Origin of the sequence: Moorena producens PAL-8-15-08-1 (genome assembly GCF_001767235.1) — a bacterium.
In the GTDB taxonomy this organism is placed as follows: Bacteria; Cyanobacteriota; Cyanobacteriia; order Cyanobacteriales; family Coleofasciculaceae; genus Moorena; species Moorena producens_A.
Genome location: NZ_CP017599.1, coordinates 5,929,543 through 5,951,019, shown reverse-complemented (window position 1 = coordinate 5,951,019; position 21,477 = coordinate 5,929,543). Strand labels below are relative to the sequence as shown.

Here is a 21,477-nt window from a genome sequence, read left to right as displayed (position 1 = left end):
CCGAGAAAAGTTGTGTATCTGCATGGGACGTACTTGATCAAAAATAATTAATCACAATATAGCAATTATCATAACTATGAGGTACACAATTTCTGGATTTTAGGGAACAGGGACTTCGGAGCAGGGACTTCGGAGCAGGGAACAGGGACTTCGGAGCAGGGACTTCGGAGCAGGAACCCACCCCTAGGGCGTGTTTTCAAAGTTTTCCGCAAGATTATGATCCCCCCCAGCCCCCCTTAAAAAAAGGGGGGAGCGATACTCAAAGTCCCCCTTTTTTAAGGGGGATTTAGGGGGATCTCCGAGTTTGAAGACACTCCCTAACCCCTCCCAAGAGGGCAAGTGAGGGAAAAGGGAAAAAATCCTCTGTACCTCATAGCTATAATCAACGCTATATAATTTTTTTATTTTTAAATTGATGATCATTTTTTAGTAATGATCATCAAGAAGACAAAGCTTTAAGCATCGACAATCTGTTAATTATCAAAATTACTTTTTTAAAAATACATTTTTAAATTTTTATAAAAAAATATATTTCGAGTCCCAAAAATGATGTTACCAGATTTTAATTTTTCTGAATCTAATTTTCCCTTCACATCCGAAGCCTCACTATTTGATATCAATCCTTTAGAACCCACAATATCAAATCCTCAGGGTTCAGAAATTATTTTTGTTGATGAAACCGTTGAAAATTACCAGAGTATAATTGCTGGATTTGATGTAAATGCTATTCAGTATGTATTAGATAGCTCTGGTAATGGTATTGAGCAAATTAGTAATGTCTTAGCCCAGTATGATAATGTAACTGGAGTTCACCTGATTACTCACGGGCATTCAGGCGGTTTACAATTAGGGGCAACAGAATTAAATGGGTCAAATTTAGATGCCTATAACGATCCCCTGATCGGATGGGGTGATGCCTTAACCGAAGACGCGGATTTCCTCTTTTATGGTTGTAATGTGGCATTTGGAGAAGCAGGGCAGGATTTTGTTAATCGTTTCAGTCAGTTAACTGGTGCAGATGTTGCTGCTTCTGAAGACTTAACAGGAAGTAGTGTTTTAGGTGGTGACTGGGATTTAGAATATGCCACAGGAGATATTGAAACTACACCTCTAATTGTTAATAGTTTTCATTCGGTATTAGGTACATCAATAACCAATGGTGTTTTAACCTACGCATCAACATCCAATGAAGTTAATAATCTAACTATTTTTATTGAAGGTAGCAATTTAGTTATCGAGGATGTAGTAGACGGTAATATCAATACTATTTCTACTGATATCAGTGAGATTACGAGTGGAATTGAAATTTATACTGGTGATGGTGATGATAGTATTTCCCTTTCTGGATTAGATTTTAATGGTCAAACTCTATCTTTATTGATTGATGGCCAATCGGGAGAAGATACTGTTACTTTCAAGGAAAATTTTTATAGTTATGGTGGTGGGCTCACTATTAACGCGGAAACCATAACCGTTGATGAAAGTGTAATTATTTCCAGTCGCCAAGTAGATACTAACGACAACTCAACAGGTAATTCGGGCAATATTTCCTTTACAGGTCAAACAATTACTTTAGATAATAACTCCTCTGTTTTAAGTCATGTAGAAACTGCTAGTAACTATACAGCAGGCTCGATAACTTTCTCCGTTAGCGATACAGGAAGTTCTGATAATGCCAGTACGGGTATTGATTTACAATATAACTCTCAGCTAAAGGGTGGTGACATTGTTCTCGATGCAGAATCAAATAGTTCTAATACCTATGACGGTTTTACCGAAGAAGATTCAGCCATAGAAGGTATTGCCCTCAATATAGAAGAAGCGTTTAATGGTTACTTTAATACTGGAGAAGGATTTCTTGATACCACTTCATTAGTCCTTGGTTATGCCAAAGCAAGTGCAGAAGCTACCATCGATATTGGTACGAGTGCCAAGATTGAAGCTAGCAATCTGACTATCGACGCTAATGCTACTGCCAATGCAGAAGTAAACCCTTTTAGTTTACAGTTAGGTCTTGCTGCTGCTTATGGGGAATCTACTCCTACAGCTACAGTTAATATTGGCAATGGAGCCCAGATTGATACCACTGGAGATTTGATTCTTTCTTCCCATGCAGATAGTAATCTCGCCATTGCTGCTTCTGCTACCACATTAGGAAAAGTAAAAGGAAATAGTACAATTTTCTTTGGAGCAACCGTAACTAATGCCGATATTGAATCAATTGTCAACGTTGCTAGTGGCTCAACCCTTAACATAGGTGGTAATTTAGATATCGATTCCACCACCGATAAAGACCACAGTACATCTCTGTCGCTGATGAGTATAACTTCCGAAGGAGGTTATGGTCTGGGATTAAATCTTTCCTGGGCAGAGATGACAGCAGAAGCGTTCTTAGATGGAAATGCAGATGCTACGGGAAATCTTGAAGTTGATGCCCAAGCAATCACAACAACTAATGAAGCTGCTTCGACGGTTGTAGTAGGAGAACCAGAATCTATTATCTCCAAAATGCTTATTGGCGGTGCTAATACTCTCTTATCAAAAATACCTGGATTCAACAGTAATTCGGATTCTGGTCAGACGGCTTTGACGGGTTCGGTTCTTTATGTAGATAGCGATAATACCGCAGAAGCCAGAATTGGTAGTGGTGCAACAGTAACATCCGGTGGAACTCTTGATGTCAAAGCTAAAGTCACCGAACTTCCGGAGTTTGCCTCTGCTTCTAAAGCCAAAATTAAATCAGAAGATTCAGAAGATTCTGATTCAAGTACTAAAAAAACAAATACTAAAGGAGCAACAGTTGCGACTTCAATTGCTGACCTGAAAAATACAGCAAAAGCTTATATTGGTGATGGCGCATCCGTTGACGCAGCGGGGGCAATGAACGTTGAATCTGAGGTCGATATGCCCTTCGATGAGGATTTTACACATGTTTTTACCGATCCCGTGGGACATGAGGCAGCCGATCCCTGGTACGATGAGATAGGACATGTAATGTCAAATATTCAATCTCACCTGAAAAAAGATGCTGGTATCAGTGTTTTATTTAGCTCCTGGGCAAAAGCTAAAGCTACTGGTGATCAATCTTTTGCTGGTTCAATCAATTACTTTGATGTGGATAATGTGAGTCAAGCTTACATTGGTAAAAACGCTCAAATTAATCAAGATGAAACCTATCGTTCGGGAAATCAAACCGTTGATGTTTATAGCCACGGTAACTCTTTTACCCTCAATTTTGCTGGAAATTTCAATCCAGTCGATGATTTAACAACTCTCCTAGGTAATGCATTTAACACTTTAAGGGGCAAGAGTGGTTACACCACACTATTTGGTAAAGGAGATACTTCAGACACTGGTATTGGTTTAGGTGCTGTTTATGCCAATACAGATAATACAATTGAGGCGACTATAAAAGATGGTGCAACTATTTATACTGATGAACTTGATGTTGATGCACAGTTAACTAATACGGATATTTCTATTGGTGCAACTGGAAGCATTGTGGGAACAGCTAGCACTGCTGTCAATATGAGTTTATCTATAGTCGATCGCTATGACACAGTTACGGCTCATGTTTCTAATTTGGCAGAAATTGAATCCACTGGGTCGATTACAGTTGACGCTATCGATAATAGCAACACTTATAACTTTACGGGAGGATTTGCTGTAGGAGAAAATGCAGGTATTGGTGCTGCTGCCAGTATTAATGTTCTCGAACGCACCACTAAAGCAATGCTGGGTAGTAGTTTAAACACCCTAACCTTCCATGCCCAACAAAACGTGGATGTAGATAATGACACAGTTACTCTTGAAGGTCATGGTTTAACTACTGGAGATGCTGTTATTTACAACAATGACGGTGGAAGCAGTGTTGGCAGTTTAAACCACGAACAAGTTTACTATGTAATTGTTGTTGATGATAATACGATTAAATTAGCCGAGACTCAAGGTAATGCGATTAATGGAATTAGTCAAGATTTAACTAGTTCCGGAGCAGGGGAAACTCAGGAACTAATTGTTTTAGATAGTTTAAGCTTTTCTCCTTTAGGAGGAAATAATGAATCGGAAATTAGTTTTAATCCAGGTGAAGGTATAGAAAATTACGACTTTATCGAACCCGCAGGTGAAACTCTTGTTGTCAGTGAGATAGATGTAGCTTCTATTAGTAATAATACCATTACTCTCAGCAGTCATGGTTTGAGGGATGGGGATATTGTTACTTATTACAATGTGGCTAATGACTACACTGATGTTGAGTCTGATGAAGAGTTAACGGTGGAAAATATTGGCGTATTGGAACATCAAACAACTTATAAAGTTATTTATGTAGATGATAACAACTTCCAACTAGCCAATGTTAATGATAATACCAATACGGTTTTAGACTTGTCTCACAGTGGCACCATTGAGGATTTAAATCAGCACTACTTCACAAGATCGACCCTGGATTTAGATAATAATATTATTGTTCATGGGAATCATGGTTTTGAGACTGGTGATGCGGTAGTTTACAGCAATGATGGTGATACCAGTATTGGCGCTAACAATAGTGATGGGGAATTAGTTGATGGACAAATTTATTACATAATTAAAGTTGATGACCATCGTCTAAAGTTAGCGGAAAGTTACAACAATGCAATCAATACAAGTGCTATCGATCTAACCTCTACTGGCGAAGGTATTCACCACAGCTTACGAACTCCTACTGTTAATGCGGACACTGACGAAATTAATCTCCTAGGTCATGGTTGGGAAACCGGAGATCGGGTTGTTTACAGTCACAATGAAGGCACCAGTATTGGTGCTAATACCAATAATGGGGAATTAGTGGATGGGGATTCCTATTATGTGATTGTTATCGATGCTAATACAATTAAGCTAGCTAGCAATTACACTGATGCAATTGCATATAGCGATACCAATGACACGGCAATTAATCTAACTAGCACTGGTAGTGGTAGCGAGCATACTCTAGCAAAAGCAATTCTCAATTTAGAAGCTGATGATCAAGTTACTCTATTTGACCACGGATTAGAAACTGGAGATGCTCTCATTTATGGTAACGGAGGTAATACCAGTATTAGTGCCAATACCACTGATGGAGAGCTAGTTGACGGAGCAACTTATTATGCCATTGTTATAGATGAGAACACTATTAAGCTAGCAAGTTCGGCTGCTGAAGCCAATAGTTATAGCGATACCAATAATACAGCCATTGACCTAACGGGTACTGGTACGGGTACAGATCATCAATTTTTCAAGAAAACAACTGTTTCCATCACTGGTGGTACGATTTCGGCTGGTGGAGAAGAGATTAATGTTAGTAGTACAAATAGTGGTACAGTTGTAGCTGGCGCGATCGCAGGAACTTATAGCGAAGGTTCAGAAGGAGAGCAAACTGGAAGCTTCGGTATTAGTACTAGAAAGTATGAATCAATTACTAATGGTGCTACCGGAGGACTTAGTATTTCTGGTGATGCGGTTGTCAATGTAATTAACGATACGGCTGAAGCTTATATCCAAGGCGTTAATTTAAATGCTCCCAATCAACTGGTTAACATTACAGCTCTAAGTGATAATGATATTTATGCCATTGGGGGAGCCGTTGCAATTGCAACAGCAACAGGAACTGAAGATAAAAGTTCCTACGGTATTGCTGGTTCATTTGGCTTTAATTTAGTTGATAGTGAGACCAAAGCCTATATGGACCGCTCAGTCCTTGATGTTAGTAGTTTTGATATAGATGCAACTAACTCCAATTATGTAATAGCGATTGTTGGTAGTGGTTCAGGTAATTTTAACGACAAGGGTTTAGCTTTAGCTGGTTCGATAACAGATAATGATGTTACCAATAATACTTATGCTTATATTGGTAATTATAGTAAGGTTACAGCTAGTGGAGATATTAATGTAACTGCTACAGATAATTCTTCCAGTTTCAGCGTGGCAGGAGCATTACAGTATTCGGGTGCATATGGTATCGGGGCTAGCATTGGTCTAAATTACACCAATAATACAACACTAGCCTATATAAGTAATTCTGCTATTAGAGCAACCAATCTGAGTGTAACTGCTACTAACGCTAATAGCATTGAAGCTTGGGCTGTAGCTGCTGGAGCAAGTTTAGATGGTATGGCAGCAGAGTTTAGTTATACCTATAACAACACCCTAAATACAACTGAAGCTTACATTAATTCTTCTGACCCAGATTTTGATACTAATGTAAGCAATAAGTTATCTATAAAGGCTAATGAGAACGGTTCAATTTTCTCCATGGCAGGGGTATTGGGTTTCGCATTACTAGGTGGTGATGATACCAAGTATGCCGCTACCATAGGTGCTTCCATTGCCGTAAATCACATTGAAAACAAAACTAAGGCTCGGATTAAAAATGGTCGGATTGTGGTTGAAGGAGAGCTAGAAATACTTGCCGAGTCTACCTCCACAATTAATTCCTATGCTGTTGCCGGTAGTATTTCTGGTAGTTGGAAAAGTACTGGTGCTGTAATTAGTATCGCTGGTGCTTATACAGAAAATAAGGTATCTAATACCATTGAAGCCGCAATTGATGATGAGAATGATGATAACACGGATACTGTTACTACAGAAGTTGACGTAACAGGAGCAGCAACTATTTCCGCTACGGATAATTCAAGCATTTATGGTGATGCTGGGGGAGTAGGAATCGCCATTGCTCTTGCTGGAGATTCTTGGTCTTCTAGTGCAGCCATATCAGTGGGTGCGGGAATCGCTAGCAACCAAATTACCAACACTGTTACTGCTCATATTGATAATGCCAAGGTAGAAGCGGATGGTAATGTTAACTTGAGGGCTAGTTCCAATGCAACTGTAGATGCTTTTGCTCTTGGTGCGGCTGTATCGGGGTCTTATAGCAGTAGTGGTCTGGGCATCAGTCTTACAGGGGCAGGGGCAGGAACAGAAAATATAATTAAGAATACAATTTCTGCTTATATTGCCGAAGGTAGTGATGTTGAAACCATGACTAGCAGTGGCTCAATTTTTGTTGAGGCGGAAGATAACAGTAAAGTCATTGCAGATGCTGGGGGATATGCACTTTCCCTAAAATTTGGTGACAGTGTAGCTAATGGCTCTGTGTCAGTAGGGGTTTCCATAGCAGATAATGACATTGAGAATACCGTTGAAGCTTATATCAGTGATGCTACGGTTACTTCTGCATCAGCAATCAATGTTTCGGCTAATTCCACAGCCACAGTTGACTTATTCAGCATTGGCGCAGCAGCAAGCGGTTCTGTTGGTTCTTCGGGGCTGAATGTCAGTCTCAGTGGTGCAGGAACAGGGGTAGAAAACAAAATTTATAACACAATTCAAGCCTTTGCTTTAGATAGCACCGTCACCAGCAGTAACAATGGTGCAATTAATATCACTGCTACAGATAATAGTACCGTTGTTGCCGATGCTGGTGGTTTTGCGGTTGGTGTATCTATCGGCTCTGGATTCAGTGGTGGACTTACAGTAGGAGTCGCAACAGCAGAAAATATTATTACCAATACTGTTCAAGCTTACATTGATAATTCGATTGTAACTGCCGATGGTGATTTAACGGTTAATGCTATCTCCACTAGCACTATTAATAACTTGACTATGGCTGGAGCAGTTTCTGTTTCAGTCAGTTCCTCAGCAACGGCTAGTGCTTCAGGTGCAGGAGCCGAGACAATTAATCAAATCCAAAACACTATTGAGGCATATATTCACAACAACAGTGATGTAGAAAGTACAAACGGTTCTATTAACCTCACAGCCGAAGACAATAGCACCATTGAATCAGTCGCAGTGGGAGGTAGCATTTCAGTCTCAGGTAGTTCTTCTGGTTCCTTTAGTCTAGCGATCGCTGGAGTGGAGGTTAATAATACCATTAATAATCAAGTCCGAGCTTATATTGGTGACAGTGTCAGCGATAGCACTACTAGCGATAGCACTACTATCGATGCAGCAGTTGATTTAAATCTAGTTGCAAAATCTACCTTGACATTTGAGGAGAATTATGCAATCGCGGCATCCCTGGCTGCTGCTGCTGCACCTGTGGGTGCTGCTTTCAGTGGAGCGGGGGCAAATGTAATTACCAACACCACTAATACAGTAGAAACCTTTATTCGCAACCTTGATACTGAAGATGCGGTTAAAGCAGATAATGTTACTCTCCAAACTATTGATAATCCCACCATTAAGCCTACTGTGGGTACGGGTTCTTTCGTGGGAGGTTTAATTGGAGCATCCGTTAGCGTTTCCCTAACAAATACAACTATTAATAATCAAGTTAATGCCTATATTGATAACAGCCAAATCACTACCACTGGAGATGTTACTGTCGATGCCAAATCAACTCCTACCATTGAATCAGAAGCTGTAACTACATCTATTGCAGCTGCGATTGGTGGTGCTGGTGCCGGAGGAGACGTTATAGCAACTATCTCTTCTACGGTATCAAGTTACATCAGTAATAAAGCCACTATCAGTGCTAATGACGTTGTTGTTTTGGCAGAAACCGATGAAACGATCTCTGGCAATGTATATGGTGTTGCAGTAAGTAGTATTACTGCCATTGGTGCCAGTGTTGCTGACATAGAAGCCAAAACCACCACTAAAGCTTATATTGACAATGCCAAAATTACTACTACAGGTAATTTAGACGTTGATGCCTACACAACAGGAAATATCAGCGCAGACGTATTAGCAATTTCAGCGGGAATAACGACTTCTGGAGCCGGAAATAATGCAACAGTAACCGAGAATTCCACCACAGAAGCCTACATTATCAATGCCACTGAAATTAAGGTAACCGACACCATTACCATTACTGCTACCGCTCAACCCCAAGTTACCGCTGATGCTTTTGGTGTAAGTGCCGCAGGTGGTGTTCAAGTTGGTTATTCTGGCGCTACCTCTAACGTAACGCCAATTGTTAATGCTTATATTGGCAGCAATACAGAAATCGGTGCTGGTAATCTCTATGTGACCGCAGAACAAATTTTACCTGATGAAGGTGATACTGCCTATGCCAGTGCTTCAGGCTCCGGAGGTGCGTTATATGGTTCTTTGAATGCAACTTCAAGTGAAGCTAGCAATCAAGCTAAAATCAATTCTTATATTGGCGATAACAGCAGTTTAACCGTAAGTGGCACTTTGAGTGTTACTGCTGATGCTAAGAGTCAACAAGATGTGGAAGCAGATGGTTATAACGGTGGTATTTTTGCTGGAGGATTTAATACTGCTACTGCATTTTCTAACAACCAAACTCAAGTTACTCTTGGTCAAAATGTAACTATTAATGCTGGTACCCTCAACTTAACCGCTACAGGAAGCGATACCAATACAGCAGAGACTACCGCTGGGGGTGGAGGATTAATCTCCGGTCGCGCAGCCGACACAAGTACGGACAGTATCAGTAATACTACCATTGAGATTAAGAATACTACCTCGACTACCAAGATTGACGCAGAGACAATTAATATTCAAGCCTCCCAAACCACTAATTTTGATGGTAAAGCCAATAGTGTTAACGCTTCAGTATTGGGAGGTAGTGGTGCATACAGTAATAATGACGTGAATGCTGATGTTCTGATCGATATTGGAGACAATATTACCATTACAGCTACCAAGACTCTAGATATTTACGCAGAAAATATTATTTCAAAAAATAGTTTCAGTGATGAAAATGCAAAATCTGGTTCGGGAGGATTGATTGATGGTGCGGGTAGTGAAGCAAATAGCGAAATAAATAATACAACTGAGATTTTAGTTGGTGATGGAACCAGCTTAGAAGTTACAGAAGAAAACGCAAACAAAGACAACTTTAACCTAGGAATTTTCAACAATGTTTCTGGGGAAGAGCAAGCCACATTATCTAGCGGGGGCTTAGTTTCCATTGCCTTAGCTGAAGCTAAAATCGAGAATAATATCAATCAAGGCACAATCCAAATTGGCGATGCAAATCTAACCAGTAGCGGTAATATTAATCTGTCAACCAGAAGTCAAGTAAACCTAACAGCAGATGCTAACTCCTCAACTCACGGTGTTGCTGGAGTACCAGAAGGGACTTCCTTAGCGCAGACAACCGTTGATAACCTAATTGAAATTGAAAGCAATGCCACGCTAACATCAGCAGAAGATGTGAATCTGCTGGCTGGAGAAAATATTAACGGACAAGCCAACAGCATTAATGTAGCTGCTTATACTAATCTCTGGAACACCACACTTAGTGCAATTAACAAAAATCAGTTGCAAGCTGATGGGAATATTACCCTCAACAACAACATAAATGTTGCCGAAGGAGCAACAATTACTAGCGACAAAGATGTCAATCTAGTTGCTAATCAAGGTAACTATACTACTATTGGAAAAGGAGAAGGAACAGAAGCCGCCTATTCTCTGGAAAACATTTGGAATACTATTTGGAATACTCTCACCTTTAACTCGGATGATATTTCGACTTTAACCACTAATGGTTCTACCTCCGAAAGCATCGATAATGGGGTAACCGTAGATGGTTCGATTATTGCTGGGGTTAATAATATGGAATATCTCTACATCAATCAAACTGGAGATGATATCAATTTCAATACCAGCGATGGTGTAGCCGATCCCACCACAACCACTGAAGATATTGCCGAAAGCATCAATAATACTATCTCAGATTTAGAAACTGAGAAAAATAACTCTGATATCTATGATGAACAACAAGCTATCCAAGCAGAAATTGATTTTTGGAAAGAACAATTAAACAATTTAGGCGATACTGAAGTCACGGTAATAACAACCCCAATCATAACGGCTGCGGTAGGTAATATTAATGTTACTGGCGATTATCTAGTTGGTAGTGGTTCTCTGGAAGCTAAAGGAGATGCTTTAATCGAAATCGTTAATAATAGTGATGCTTATCTGCGAGTTAATGATATCAATATTGATGATAATTATGGAGGGCAACTTCTCTTTAACAATGCTGCCATTACTGCCAATAGCGATTTATCCGTAAATAGCAATTTGGTTAACTTTAGTGACATTATTACCAGCGAATATACTGAAGCAAAAATCATCATCGAAAATACCCACAGTACCGGTCCCATTCTCGAAATTGAAGGGACAATAATTAACCCCAATGGCTCGGTTAAGATAACCAATGAAGAGGGAACTATTTATGTAACTAGCGGAGAAATTTCTGCAAAAACGATTGATATTGATGCTGGAGGAAGCTTCTACCTCAGCGATGGTTATAGTTTTACCGTTGGTTCTAGTCCCGAAGCAATTTGGAATGATGAATTCCAAGACTTTATCGAGACAGTAGACGATGCATTTAATTATAAGGATGAGACTTATGTTGGTCTCGGTAGTGAATATACTTACAGAGAGGAAAGTCTTTTAGATACTTATCTCGATTATGAGGTAACGGATACAAACCTGATTCAAGAGAAATTAAATGAAGCCAAGGGTGGTAGTTTAGTTGCAGAAAGCAATATTTTTATCGATGCAAAATATATTAATGTTGCGGGAACAATTCAAAGTGGAATTTCTGATTACGAACTAACCATTGATAGCGATATCAACGAGATTATCAGTTCCTTTGAAGCAGAACATGCAGATATTAGTAACTCAAGTGGTCTGACATTCTCATTAGATAATATTTATAACAACAGTATTTATGTTATCAGTGATGCAGGTACTTGGAGTGAGGCTCAAGCAGAAGCTGAAGCATTAGGAGGTAACCTTGTCACCATTAATGATGCAGACGAACAAGCTTGGTTAGAAGATTTCATAATCAACAATAATGCAGACAACTACGATCATATTTGGACTGGTTTGACCTTTCAGTATAACGATCCTATCGTATTTACAGATACTAATTTTGAATGGATCAGTGGTGAAGCCACAACTTATAGAGTTCAGAATAATAATATTAGTTGGAAAGGCGGTGTAGGAACTAATCATGGAACTATACGAGTAGGTGCAGCAGAACAATGGGATATGTTAAATGAAGATTCAAAATCATCAATACCTGGAATCATCGAAATTCCCTTACCCACCTTACTCAGTTCGCTTTATGAGTACGACGGTCATCTCTACTTACTCTCCAATTCTGGTAGCTGGGAAAAAACACAAGCTCAAGCAGAATTATTTGGTGGAAATTTAGTAACTATTAACGATGAAAATGAGCAAGCTTGGTTAGAATCTACTTTTGGCGGTAGTGAAACACTCTGGACTGGTTTCCACGACAAAAACGAAGAAGGTAACTTTGAGTGGATTAGCGGGGAAGCTGTTACCTACACTAACTGGAACTCTGGGGAACCCAATGATTATGGTACGGGAGAAGATTATGCTACTCTGAGAACAGATGGACTATGGAACGATGTTAATAATAATTACTCCCGTAGAGGCATCATTGAAATCAGCAGCACTACCAATATTAACTTTAATTCCCTTCTCGATCTTTCTGACTACTTCAGCGACACCAATGATAGTAATATAAGTGCAATTTACAATGCCGAAACCAACCGCATTGAAGTAGAAGATGTGGAGGTGCAAGGGGGTTATATTCAACTGGTGGGTAACATCATCAGCACTGGTAACGGTAGCATCCAAGCCATGAGTGGATTTGGCAACATTACCATTGATAACCAAACAGATTACGATATTGACTTAGGAAAACTGAATACAGGTGGTGATGGGGTTGAAGGTCAAATTAAAATTATTGACCTGGGACAAACGGGTGTTAGTGATGATAGTTCATCAACTTACTTGACCACAACCTATACTACTGATGCCAATGGCAATATTGTGGTAACAAATAACTCTACTGCTGGAGGTGTAACCCAAACTTACTCTAGTGACACTGTTGATTATGTTTTGAGCGATCGCAATTTAGATTACCAATGGTCATACTTCACCCTGGATACAGTTGATATCGAAAATGATGTAGCTCCATACACCAGAGTTTATGACAGCAGCGAAGACAATATAGTGCAGGTAAAAGTTGTTGAGGACTGGGAAAAAGATAATCCTACTTTTTCAGTTGAAAAAGATTTTTGGGACTTCCAAAAGGATGATTTTGTCTTCAGCACTTATCTAGGTACTGTTAGTGCTAACTCCGATATCGGCATTAGCTTCATTGGTTACGATACTAGCTCAATTGAAGTCAACTCCAAAGGAAATATTTGGCTGAATGGGGATATTACTAATGTCAGTGGTAATACCAGCTTAACCAGCACCTCTGGTTCAGTTCGTTCTGTCTCAGAAATTGATATTAATACCGAAAGTTTAACTATTGAAAGTAACGGTCAAATTGGTGACAGCGATAACCCAATTTACACTGATTTAGAAGGTGGTACGCTATCCGCAACGGCTACAGGTGATATCCACATTGAAGAAGTGGGTGGAGATGTCATCTTAGATACTATCAGTACCGCAGGGGATGTTTATCTCACCGTAGAACAAGATTTGTTAGCTAGTTCTAATACTTCCAGCATTACGGGTGGTCAAATCCAAATTACTGCTGAAACAGGGGATATTGGTACGAGCGATCGCGCTATTAACATCAATTCTGGTTCCGATGAAAACAATAGCGTCACCTTGAATGCAGCAGCAGATATTTACATTAAAGAAACCGAAGGGGATTTATATTTAGTTGAAGCTGATTCCAACACGGGTAACGTTGGGATCGAAGTTACTAGCGGTAATTTAATCGACCATAACCCCGAAGAAACCGAAAGTGCTGAAGAAAGAGAAGCTTTACTCGGTTCTTTGTGGACAGAAATGGGTCTAACGGATGAAACAACCGCTCAAAAATCTGTTAATGATTACCAGCAATATCAAGACTATAAATACGAACGGTATTGGCAATATCGCAACCTCACCCAAACTACGGATGATGATGGTAAGGTTACTTATACCTATGATGATTACGACTCCAATTATGACTATAGTTTCGGTGATACAGAAACTCAAGAATTAATAGAACGCGGTTACACGGAAGCAGAAATTGCGGAATTAGCAGAGGAACAAACTACTCAATATCATGATTGGCACGCAGAATTTGCAGCCTTAGGACTCACTGATAGCTACGATGCAAATTATGAATACACCGTTACCACCGAAGAAGCATCAAGCATTACTGATAATGCAGTTTGGACAACGGAACAATTATCCCGAGTAATCAATCCTGGGTTGCTACTTCCCGTTTCCGATACGGAAGTTACTATCGAAACCAATAATATTCGCGGGACTGGGGTTACTTTAAATATTGCTGGTGGTATTGGTACTAAGGAAGGTACTTATGAAATTGACCTAACCACCAGATTCAATAATAACGGTGAAGTCGAATTTACTGATGATGACTTAATTTATCTATTAACCGCAGAAAGTAACGACCTCACCTATTATGACGCTAATGGTAATGAAATTAAAGATCCCACAGATAATACAGTAACAGTAAGCAAAATTGCGATAGACCAAATTGACGACCTCGATTTTGAAGCTACAGGAATGCTGAATGTTACTGCAACAGGTGATGTTTACCTGGGTTCGGAAAAAGATGTAACTATTGGTTCGGTTCAAGCAGAAGAACAAGAAGTCAGAATTAAATCTGAAAAAGGAATTTACAGCGCTGACGACTCAAGTAGGATTGTCGCTGGTGATTTGGTCTTAGAAGCAGGAGATAACAGTATTGGTACGAGTAATTCTGATATTACCATTGAGTTATCTGATAATTCCTCTTTAACTGCTCGCGCTAATCATGATATTTACTTCAGCAATGAAAGTGACTTGAATGTCAATCAAATATATGCGGGAGATAATGTTAATCTTACGGTTGCAGATGAAATTGAGGATATTAACAATACTGATGATGCAAATATCCGCAGCACAAGCATTAATTTAGATTCTACCAATAACGGAGATATTGGTAGCTCCAACAACTATTTCGATATTTATCTCGAAAATGATGGTGAAATCAACCTCGATACCAACCAAACGGTTTATTTACAAAACAACACCGATGAAGGTATTCTCAGCATTGACTTAACCGGTAGTATCGGTAGTATTAGTTACGATACTGGTTATGTGATTAGGGATGATATAACGGGTAAAACAATTAATGCTTTAGGCTTCAGTGCAATCACTTTGAACTTTAGTTCTAATGATACAACTTTCACCATTGATTCTATTTATGCTGATACTATCCTTAACCTTAATGGTGGAGACGGAAACGATACTTTTACTTTCAGTGACCTGGGTGGTACGGTAATTATCGATGGTGGTGCAGGAAGTAATACCTTAAATATTGATGATGATTTTGATTTGGCTACTAGCTCTTTAGTCATCACCGAAACAGAAATTCAAGGCTTAACCGCTAATGGGATCGCCTATGCTAATTTGGATAATCTTAACCTCACTGCAACTCTGGCAGAAGATATCGATACTAGCACTATAGTAGAAATTGCTGAAATCACTGTAAGTTCAACTCTAAAACTAACTGAAAGTGAAAACAATCGCTTTACCATCAATGATGATCTGTTTACTATCTTGCCCACAACCGCCGAAATAATAACTGGATCTGAAAGCGATACCGTTAGTCTGTTAATATCCAGAGGTGCAACATTTGATTATGAAACGGAACCGAATCTAAACCCAGTAGTAACTATAGATGATAGCCTCACTCTTTCCCTTGCTGTTACTGTCACTGATGTTAACGAAACACCCAGTATAGCTTTAACAAATACGGTTACTAATTTAGCGGAAAATACAGATACTACCAGTAGAATCAAAGTTGCTGATGTTGCCATTGATGATGATGCATTAGGAACAAATACTCTCAGTCTCAGTGGAGATAATGCAGATAGTTTTGAACTAGATGGTACTGAACTCTACCTTAAAGCAGGTGTTTCTCTTGATTATGAAAGCATTTCCCAATTAGATGTAACCGTTGCAGTCGATGATGATTCTGTAGGCAACAGTCCCGATGCTAGCACATCCTTAACCGTTTTCTTAAGTGATGTCAATGAAGCACCAACAGCTCTTAGTTTAAGCAACATTTCTACCACTTTGTCAGAAGATATAGATACCAGTAGCAGAGTAAAAGTAGCAGATATTGACATCACAGATGATGCTTTGGGTACAAACAACTTAACTCTGAGTGGTACGGATGCGGATCTGTTTGAGATTGAAGGTACTGAACTATTCCTGAAAGCTAATACTGCTTTAAGTCATGAAGATTACCCCCAACTTAATGCCACTATTTCCTTAGATGATGAAAACGTGGGAGAAAGTCCCGATGCTACTGTTTCCTTTGCGTTCGAGATTGAACCTGGCTCAGAAATTGAGATTCATTACAATTACGGCTCACGGGAATCAGTACCTAGCGGTTCAAGTATTGATATGTCTACAATAACCAAAGATACTCGTTTGGGTTGGAAGGATGACCATATTTTGCTGTTCAGTGAATCTTTCACTATTAAAAATCAAAAAGAAGGAACCTTGAGAATAGAAGACCTATCTTTTACGGGTACTAATGCTGAATTATATTCATATGAGTATCCCTCCGAATTAGCCTTTGGAGAATCCAAGGAACTACGAGTAGTAATAGCTACTCATAACATAGGGGAAGTTACTGGTACTTTAACCATTCACAATAATGATGGTGATGAAGGTGAATACATTATTAACTTCTTTGGAAAGGCAGAGGGTAGCGAAATCGGAGTTACTCTGGAGAATACAGATGTAGCAAATGGTTCAATTCAAGATTTTGGTGTTTCTTTGGTTGAATCTGGTTTTATCGAACAAACTTTTACCATCAACAACATTGGTTATGGGGATTATGGCACGTTACTTCTCGGCGACATTGAAATTTCAGGGACTAATGCTGATGATTTTACGATTGTCGAATTTCCTGATGATACAAAGTTATATAAAGATCCAAATGATACTACCACCATTACTGTTAGGTTCGATCCCACGGATATAGGAGAACGTAATGCAGTTATTACGATCGATAATAGCGATTTCTATGCAGATGATAGAGAGTACATTATTAACTTAACTGGAACAGGAATTTTTATTAACTTAGAAAATACCGTTACCACCTTAGCTGAAAACACAGATACCAGCAGCCGAATAAAAGTTGCCGATATAACCATAACTGATGATGCATTAGATACAAACACCTTAATTCTCAGTGACACAGATAACTTTGAAATTGAAGATAACCAACTTTACCTCAAAGCCAACACCGTATTAGATTACGAAATCCAATCCCAATATCAAGTTAGTGTCAGTGTTGATGATGAAACCTTGGGTGGCAGTGCAGAAGCAACCTTTGATTTGACCCTTGATATAACCGATATAAACGAAGCACCAACTGCGATTAACTTAGAAAATACCATTACCACTTTAGCTGAAAACACAGATACCAGCAGCCGAATAAAAGTCGCCGATATCACTATAACTGATGATGCATTAGGCACAAACACCTTAATTCTCAGTGACACAGATAACTTTGAAATTGAAAATAACCAACTTTACCTCAAAGCCAACACCGTATTAGATTACGAAACCCAATCCCAATCCCAATATCAAGTTACTGTCAGTGTTGATGATGAAACCTTGGGTAACAGTGCAGAAGCAACTGTTGATTTGACCCTTGATATAACCGATATAAACGAAGCACCAACTGCGATTAACTTAGAAAATACCGTTACCACTTTAGCTGAAAACACAGATACCAGCAGCCGAATAAAAGTCGCCGATATCACTATAATTGATGATGAATTAGGCACAAACACCTTAATTCTCAGTGACACAGATAACTTTGAAATTGAAAATAACCAACTTTACCTCAAAGCCAACACCATATTAAATTACGAAACCCAATCCCAATATCAAGTTACTGTTAGTGTTGATGATTCCCAGGTTGGAAATACTCCAGATGATAGCGTAACTCTGGCGATCGCCATCACTGGTGCGGATATCAATCTAACTCAAGAAGATACCAATTTAACCAGTGGTGTAACCCAAGACTTTGGCACAGTAGCAGTAGTTTCAGGTTCGAGGGAACAAACCTTCACTATTGAAAATACAGGTAATGACACTTTAACTCTAGGGGAAATAACCATTACAGGTACAAACCCTGATGACTTCACCATTACCCAATCCCCCACCACTGAAATAGCAGCAGGAGAAACCACAACCATTACTGTCAGTTTCAATCCTAGTGATTCAGGCGATCGCACTGCTACCTTAACCATTAACAACAACGATAATGATGAAAGCATCTACACCATTAATCTAACTGGTAATGGTAATCACAACCTCGAAGGTGGTGAAGGGGATGACTACCTACAAGGGGGAGCTGGGAATGATGTTCTCCAAGGTGATAGTAATGATAATGTCCTAAGTTTAGATGGAGTTGATGATTATGTCAGTATTCCTAATTCAGATAGTATAAATTTTGCAACCAATGATAATTTCACGGTTGAAGCTTGGATTAAAGCCGATTCTACTCAAGCAGATTTAGGTCAGGCTAAGAATAGCATCATTGAAAAATGGAGCGGAAGCGGTGGTTATCCGTTTGTAATTCGTTATGTCCGTAGTTCTGGCAAGATTACTGTCGCACGTTACGATGGCTCTACAAATCCTGGAATGGCTTCAAATATTGCCATCAATGATGATAAATTCCATCATATTGCTTTTGTTAAAGATGGAGACCAATTATATCTCTATATTGATGGCGAATTAGATAAAACAAGGACCGATACAACAACTGAAAGCACTCAAAATAGCTCTTCATTACATATAGGTAATCGTGCTAACAAAAATCATTTCCAAGGTGAAATTGACGAAGTCCGTGTCTGGAATGTCGCTCGCAGCGCTACAGAAATTAGTGAAAACTACAATCAAACCCTCACAGGAGCAGAAACCGGTTTAGTTGGTTACTGGAACTTTGACGAAGATTCTGTTAATGGCAATACCATCACAGATTTAAGCAGAAATGGCAATGATGGAACTCTTATCAATGGACAAGGGGATAATATTGTTCCCGAAATTGATGGTGGGGATGACACCCTGAGTTTAGATGGGGTCAATGATTATGTGGATTTTAATGCTAGTGTTGTCGATTTAGCCAAAGCTGATTTTACCCTAGAAGCTTGGATTAAAACCACCGCAACTGGAAACGAGGTAATTCTGGTTAAAAATGATGGTGACAGCAATTGGGAAGCTGGGGAAAAAGCCTTTTATATAAGCGGCGGAGGTAAAATTAACTTTGTCGGTAACTCCAACGGATATATCATGGGAACTACAGCGGTCAATGATGGTGAATGGCACCATGTAGCTGTGGTTTGGGATTATAGTAGTGGTACTTCCGGCACCGGTAAAATTTATGTTGATGGTGTGGATGACACTGGTTTTAGCAACTATAATGCCAATATAAATGATAGGACTGGAGATACCCTAAAAATCGGTCTCCCCAATTACGGTGAAGCTGCCAACCATTTTTCTGGTGAAATTAACGAAGTCCGTGCCTGGAATGTTGCACGTAGCGCAGAGGAAATCAGCGGACACAAAGATGAAACCTTAACCGGGAGCGAAACCGGCTTAGTGGGTTACTGGAACTTTGACGAAGGTTCTGTTAATGGCAATACCATCACAGATTTGACCGGAAATGGCAATGATGGGACTCTTATCAATGGACAAGGGGATAATATTGTTTCCGAAATTTATGGTGGGGATGACACCCTAGAAGGGGGTGAAGGCAATGATACTCTTATGGGTAATGGAGGTAATGATGTTCTCCAAGGTGACAGTAATGATAATGCCCTGAGTTTAGATGGAGTCAATGATTATGTGGATTTTAATGCTAGTGTTGTCGATTTAGCCAAAGCTGATTTTACCCTAGAAGCTTGGATTAAAACCACCACAACTGGAAACGAGGTAATTCTGGTTAAAAATGATGGTGACAGCAATTGGGAAGCTGGGGAAAAAGCCTTTTATATAAACGGCGGAGGTAAAATTAACTTTGTCGGTAACTCCAACGGATATATCATGGGAACTACAGCGGTCAATGATGGTGAATGGCACCATGTAGCTGTGGTTTGGGATTATAGTAGTGGTACTTCCGGCACTGGTAAAATTTATGTTGATGGTGTGGATGACACTGGTTTTAGCAACTATAATGCCAATATAAATGATAGGACTGGAGATAGCCTAAAAATCGGTCTCCCCAATTACGGTGAAGCTGCCAACCATTTTTCTGGTGAAATTAACGAAGTCCGTGTCTGGAATGTCGCACGTAGCGCAGAGGAAATCAGCGGACACAAAGATGAAACCTTAACTGGGAGCGAAACAGGGTTAGTGGGTTACTGGAACTTTGACGAAGGTTCTGTTAATGGCAATACCATCACAGATTTAAGCGGAAATGGCAATGATGGGACTCTTATCAATGGACAAAGCGATAATATTGTTTCCAAAGTTAATGCTGGGGATGACATCCTAGAAGGGGGTGAAGGCAATGATACTCTTACGGGTAATGGGGGTGCAGATACTTTTGTATTCAACTCCTTATCTGAAGGTGTTGATACTATAACCGATTTCGATGCTACGGAAGGAGATGTTATTCAAATTACACGGAATGGTTTTGGTATCACAAGCGATAATCTGGATGGCTTTACTTATGATGAAACCACAGGAGCGTTATCTTTTGAAGGAACACAAATTGCTACCTTAGAAAATCCAGTTGATTTTGATATTAACACTAGTATTGAAATCAAAGATAATGCCTTGAGGTTAGATGGAAATGATGATTATGTGGAAATGTCCACATTCAACAACTTTCCGACTACCGAAATTACCCTAGAAGCTTGGTTTAATAGAACAGAAACTACAGCAACTCCTACCCTGTTTTCCTATGGAGTAAGTAGTAACGACAATGAACTACTACTGTCTGAAAATAGTGCGGGTAAACTGGAAATTTTATTAGGAGGTGAAACTCTTAGTACAGGCATTTCGATTCCAGATGAAGATTGGCATCATTGGGCACTCACTTGGAGAAGGAGCGATGGTCAAGTCTTACTTTATCTTGACGGAATAGAGGTTTACAGCGGTATTATTTCCCAAGGTGTTCAAATTGAAACTGGAGGTAGTTTTGTACTAGGACAAAAACAGGATTCTGTCGGTGGTGGTTTTGATACTTCTCAAGCCTATACAGGTGAAATTGATGAAGTCCGCGTTTGGAATACTGTACGTAGTGCAGCAGAAATTAGCGCTAACTACAATCAAACCTTAGCAGGTGATGAAACTGGTTTAGTCGGCTACTGGAACTTTGACCAAGATACCAACACCAGCACTACCATTACAGATTTAAGCGGAAATGGTAATCATGGTATTCTTCATGGACAAGACGATAATATTGTTTCCAAGTAGATAACTATTGGTTAACCGCATTAGTTCTGTAGGATTGTA

General features: G+C 39.5%; 2 protein-coding genes. One reads left to right on the top strand and one right to left on the bottom strand.

Annotation, left to right across the window (positions count from 1 at the left end; translation table 11 throughout):
* Positions 1-74 precede the first annotated feature (74 nt).
* Complete coding sequence (locus tag BJP34_RS49235; RefSeq protein ID WP_267876336.1) at positions 75-200, bottom strand: hypothetical protein; 126 nt, start codon at positions 198-200, stop codon at positions 75-77.
* Positions 201-546: 346 nt separating this feature from the next.
* Here BJP34_RS49235 and BJP34_RS40540 point away from each other — a divergent pair, with 346 nt between their 5' ends.
* Complete coding sequence (locus tag BJP34_RS40540; RefSeq protein ID WP_149031106.1) at positions 547-21,438, top strand: LamG-like jellyroll fold domain-containing protein; 20,892 nt, start codon at positions 547-549, stop codon at positions 21,436-21,438.
* Positions 21,439-21,477: the final 39 nt, after the last annotated feature.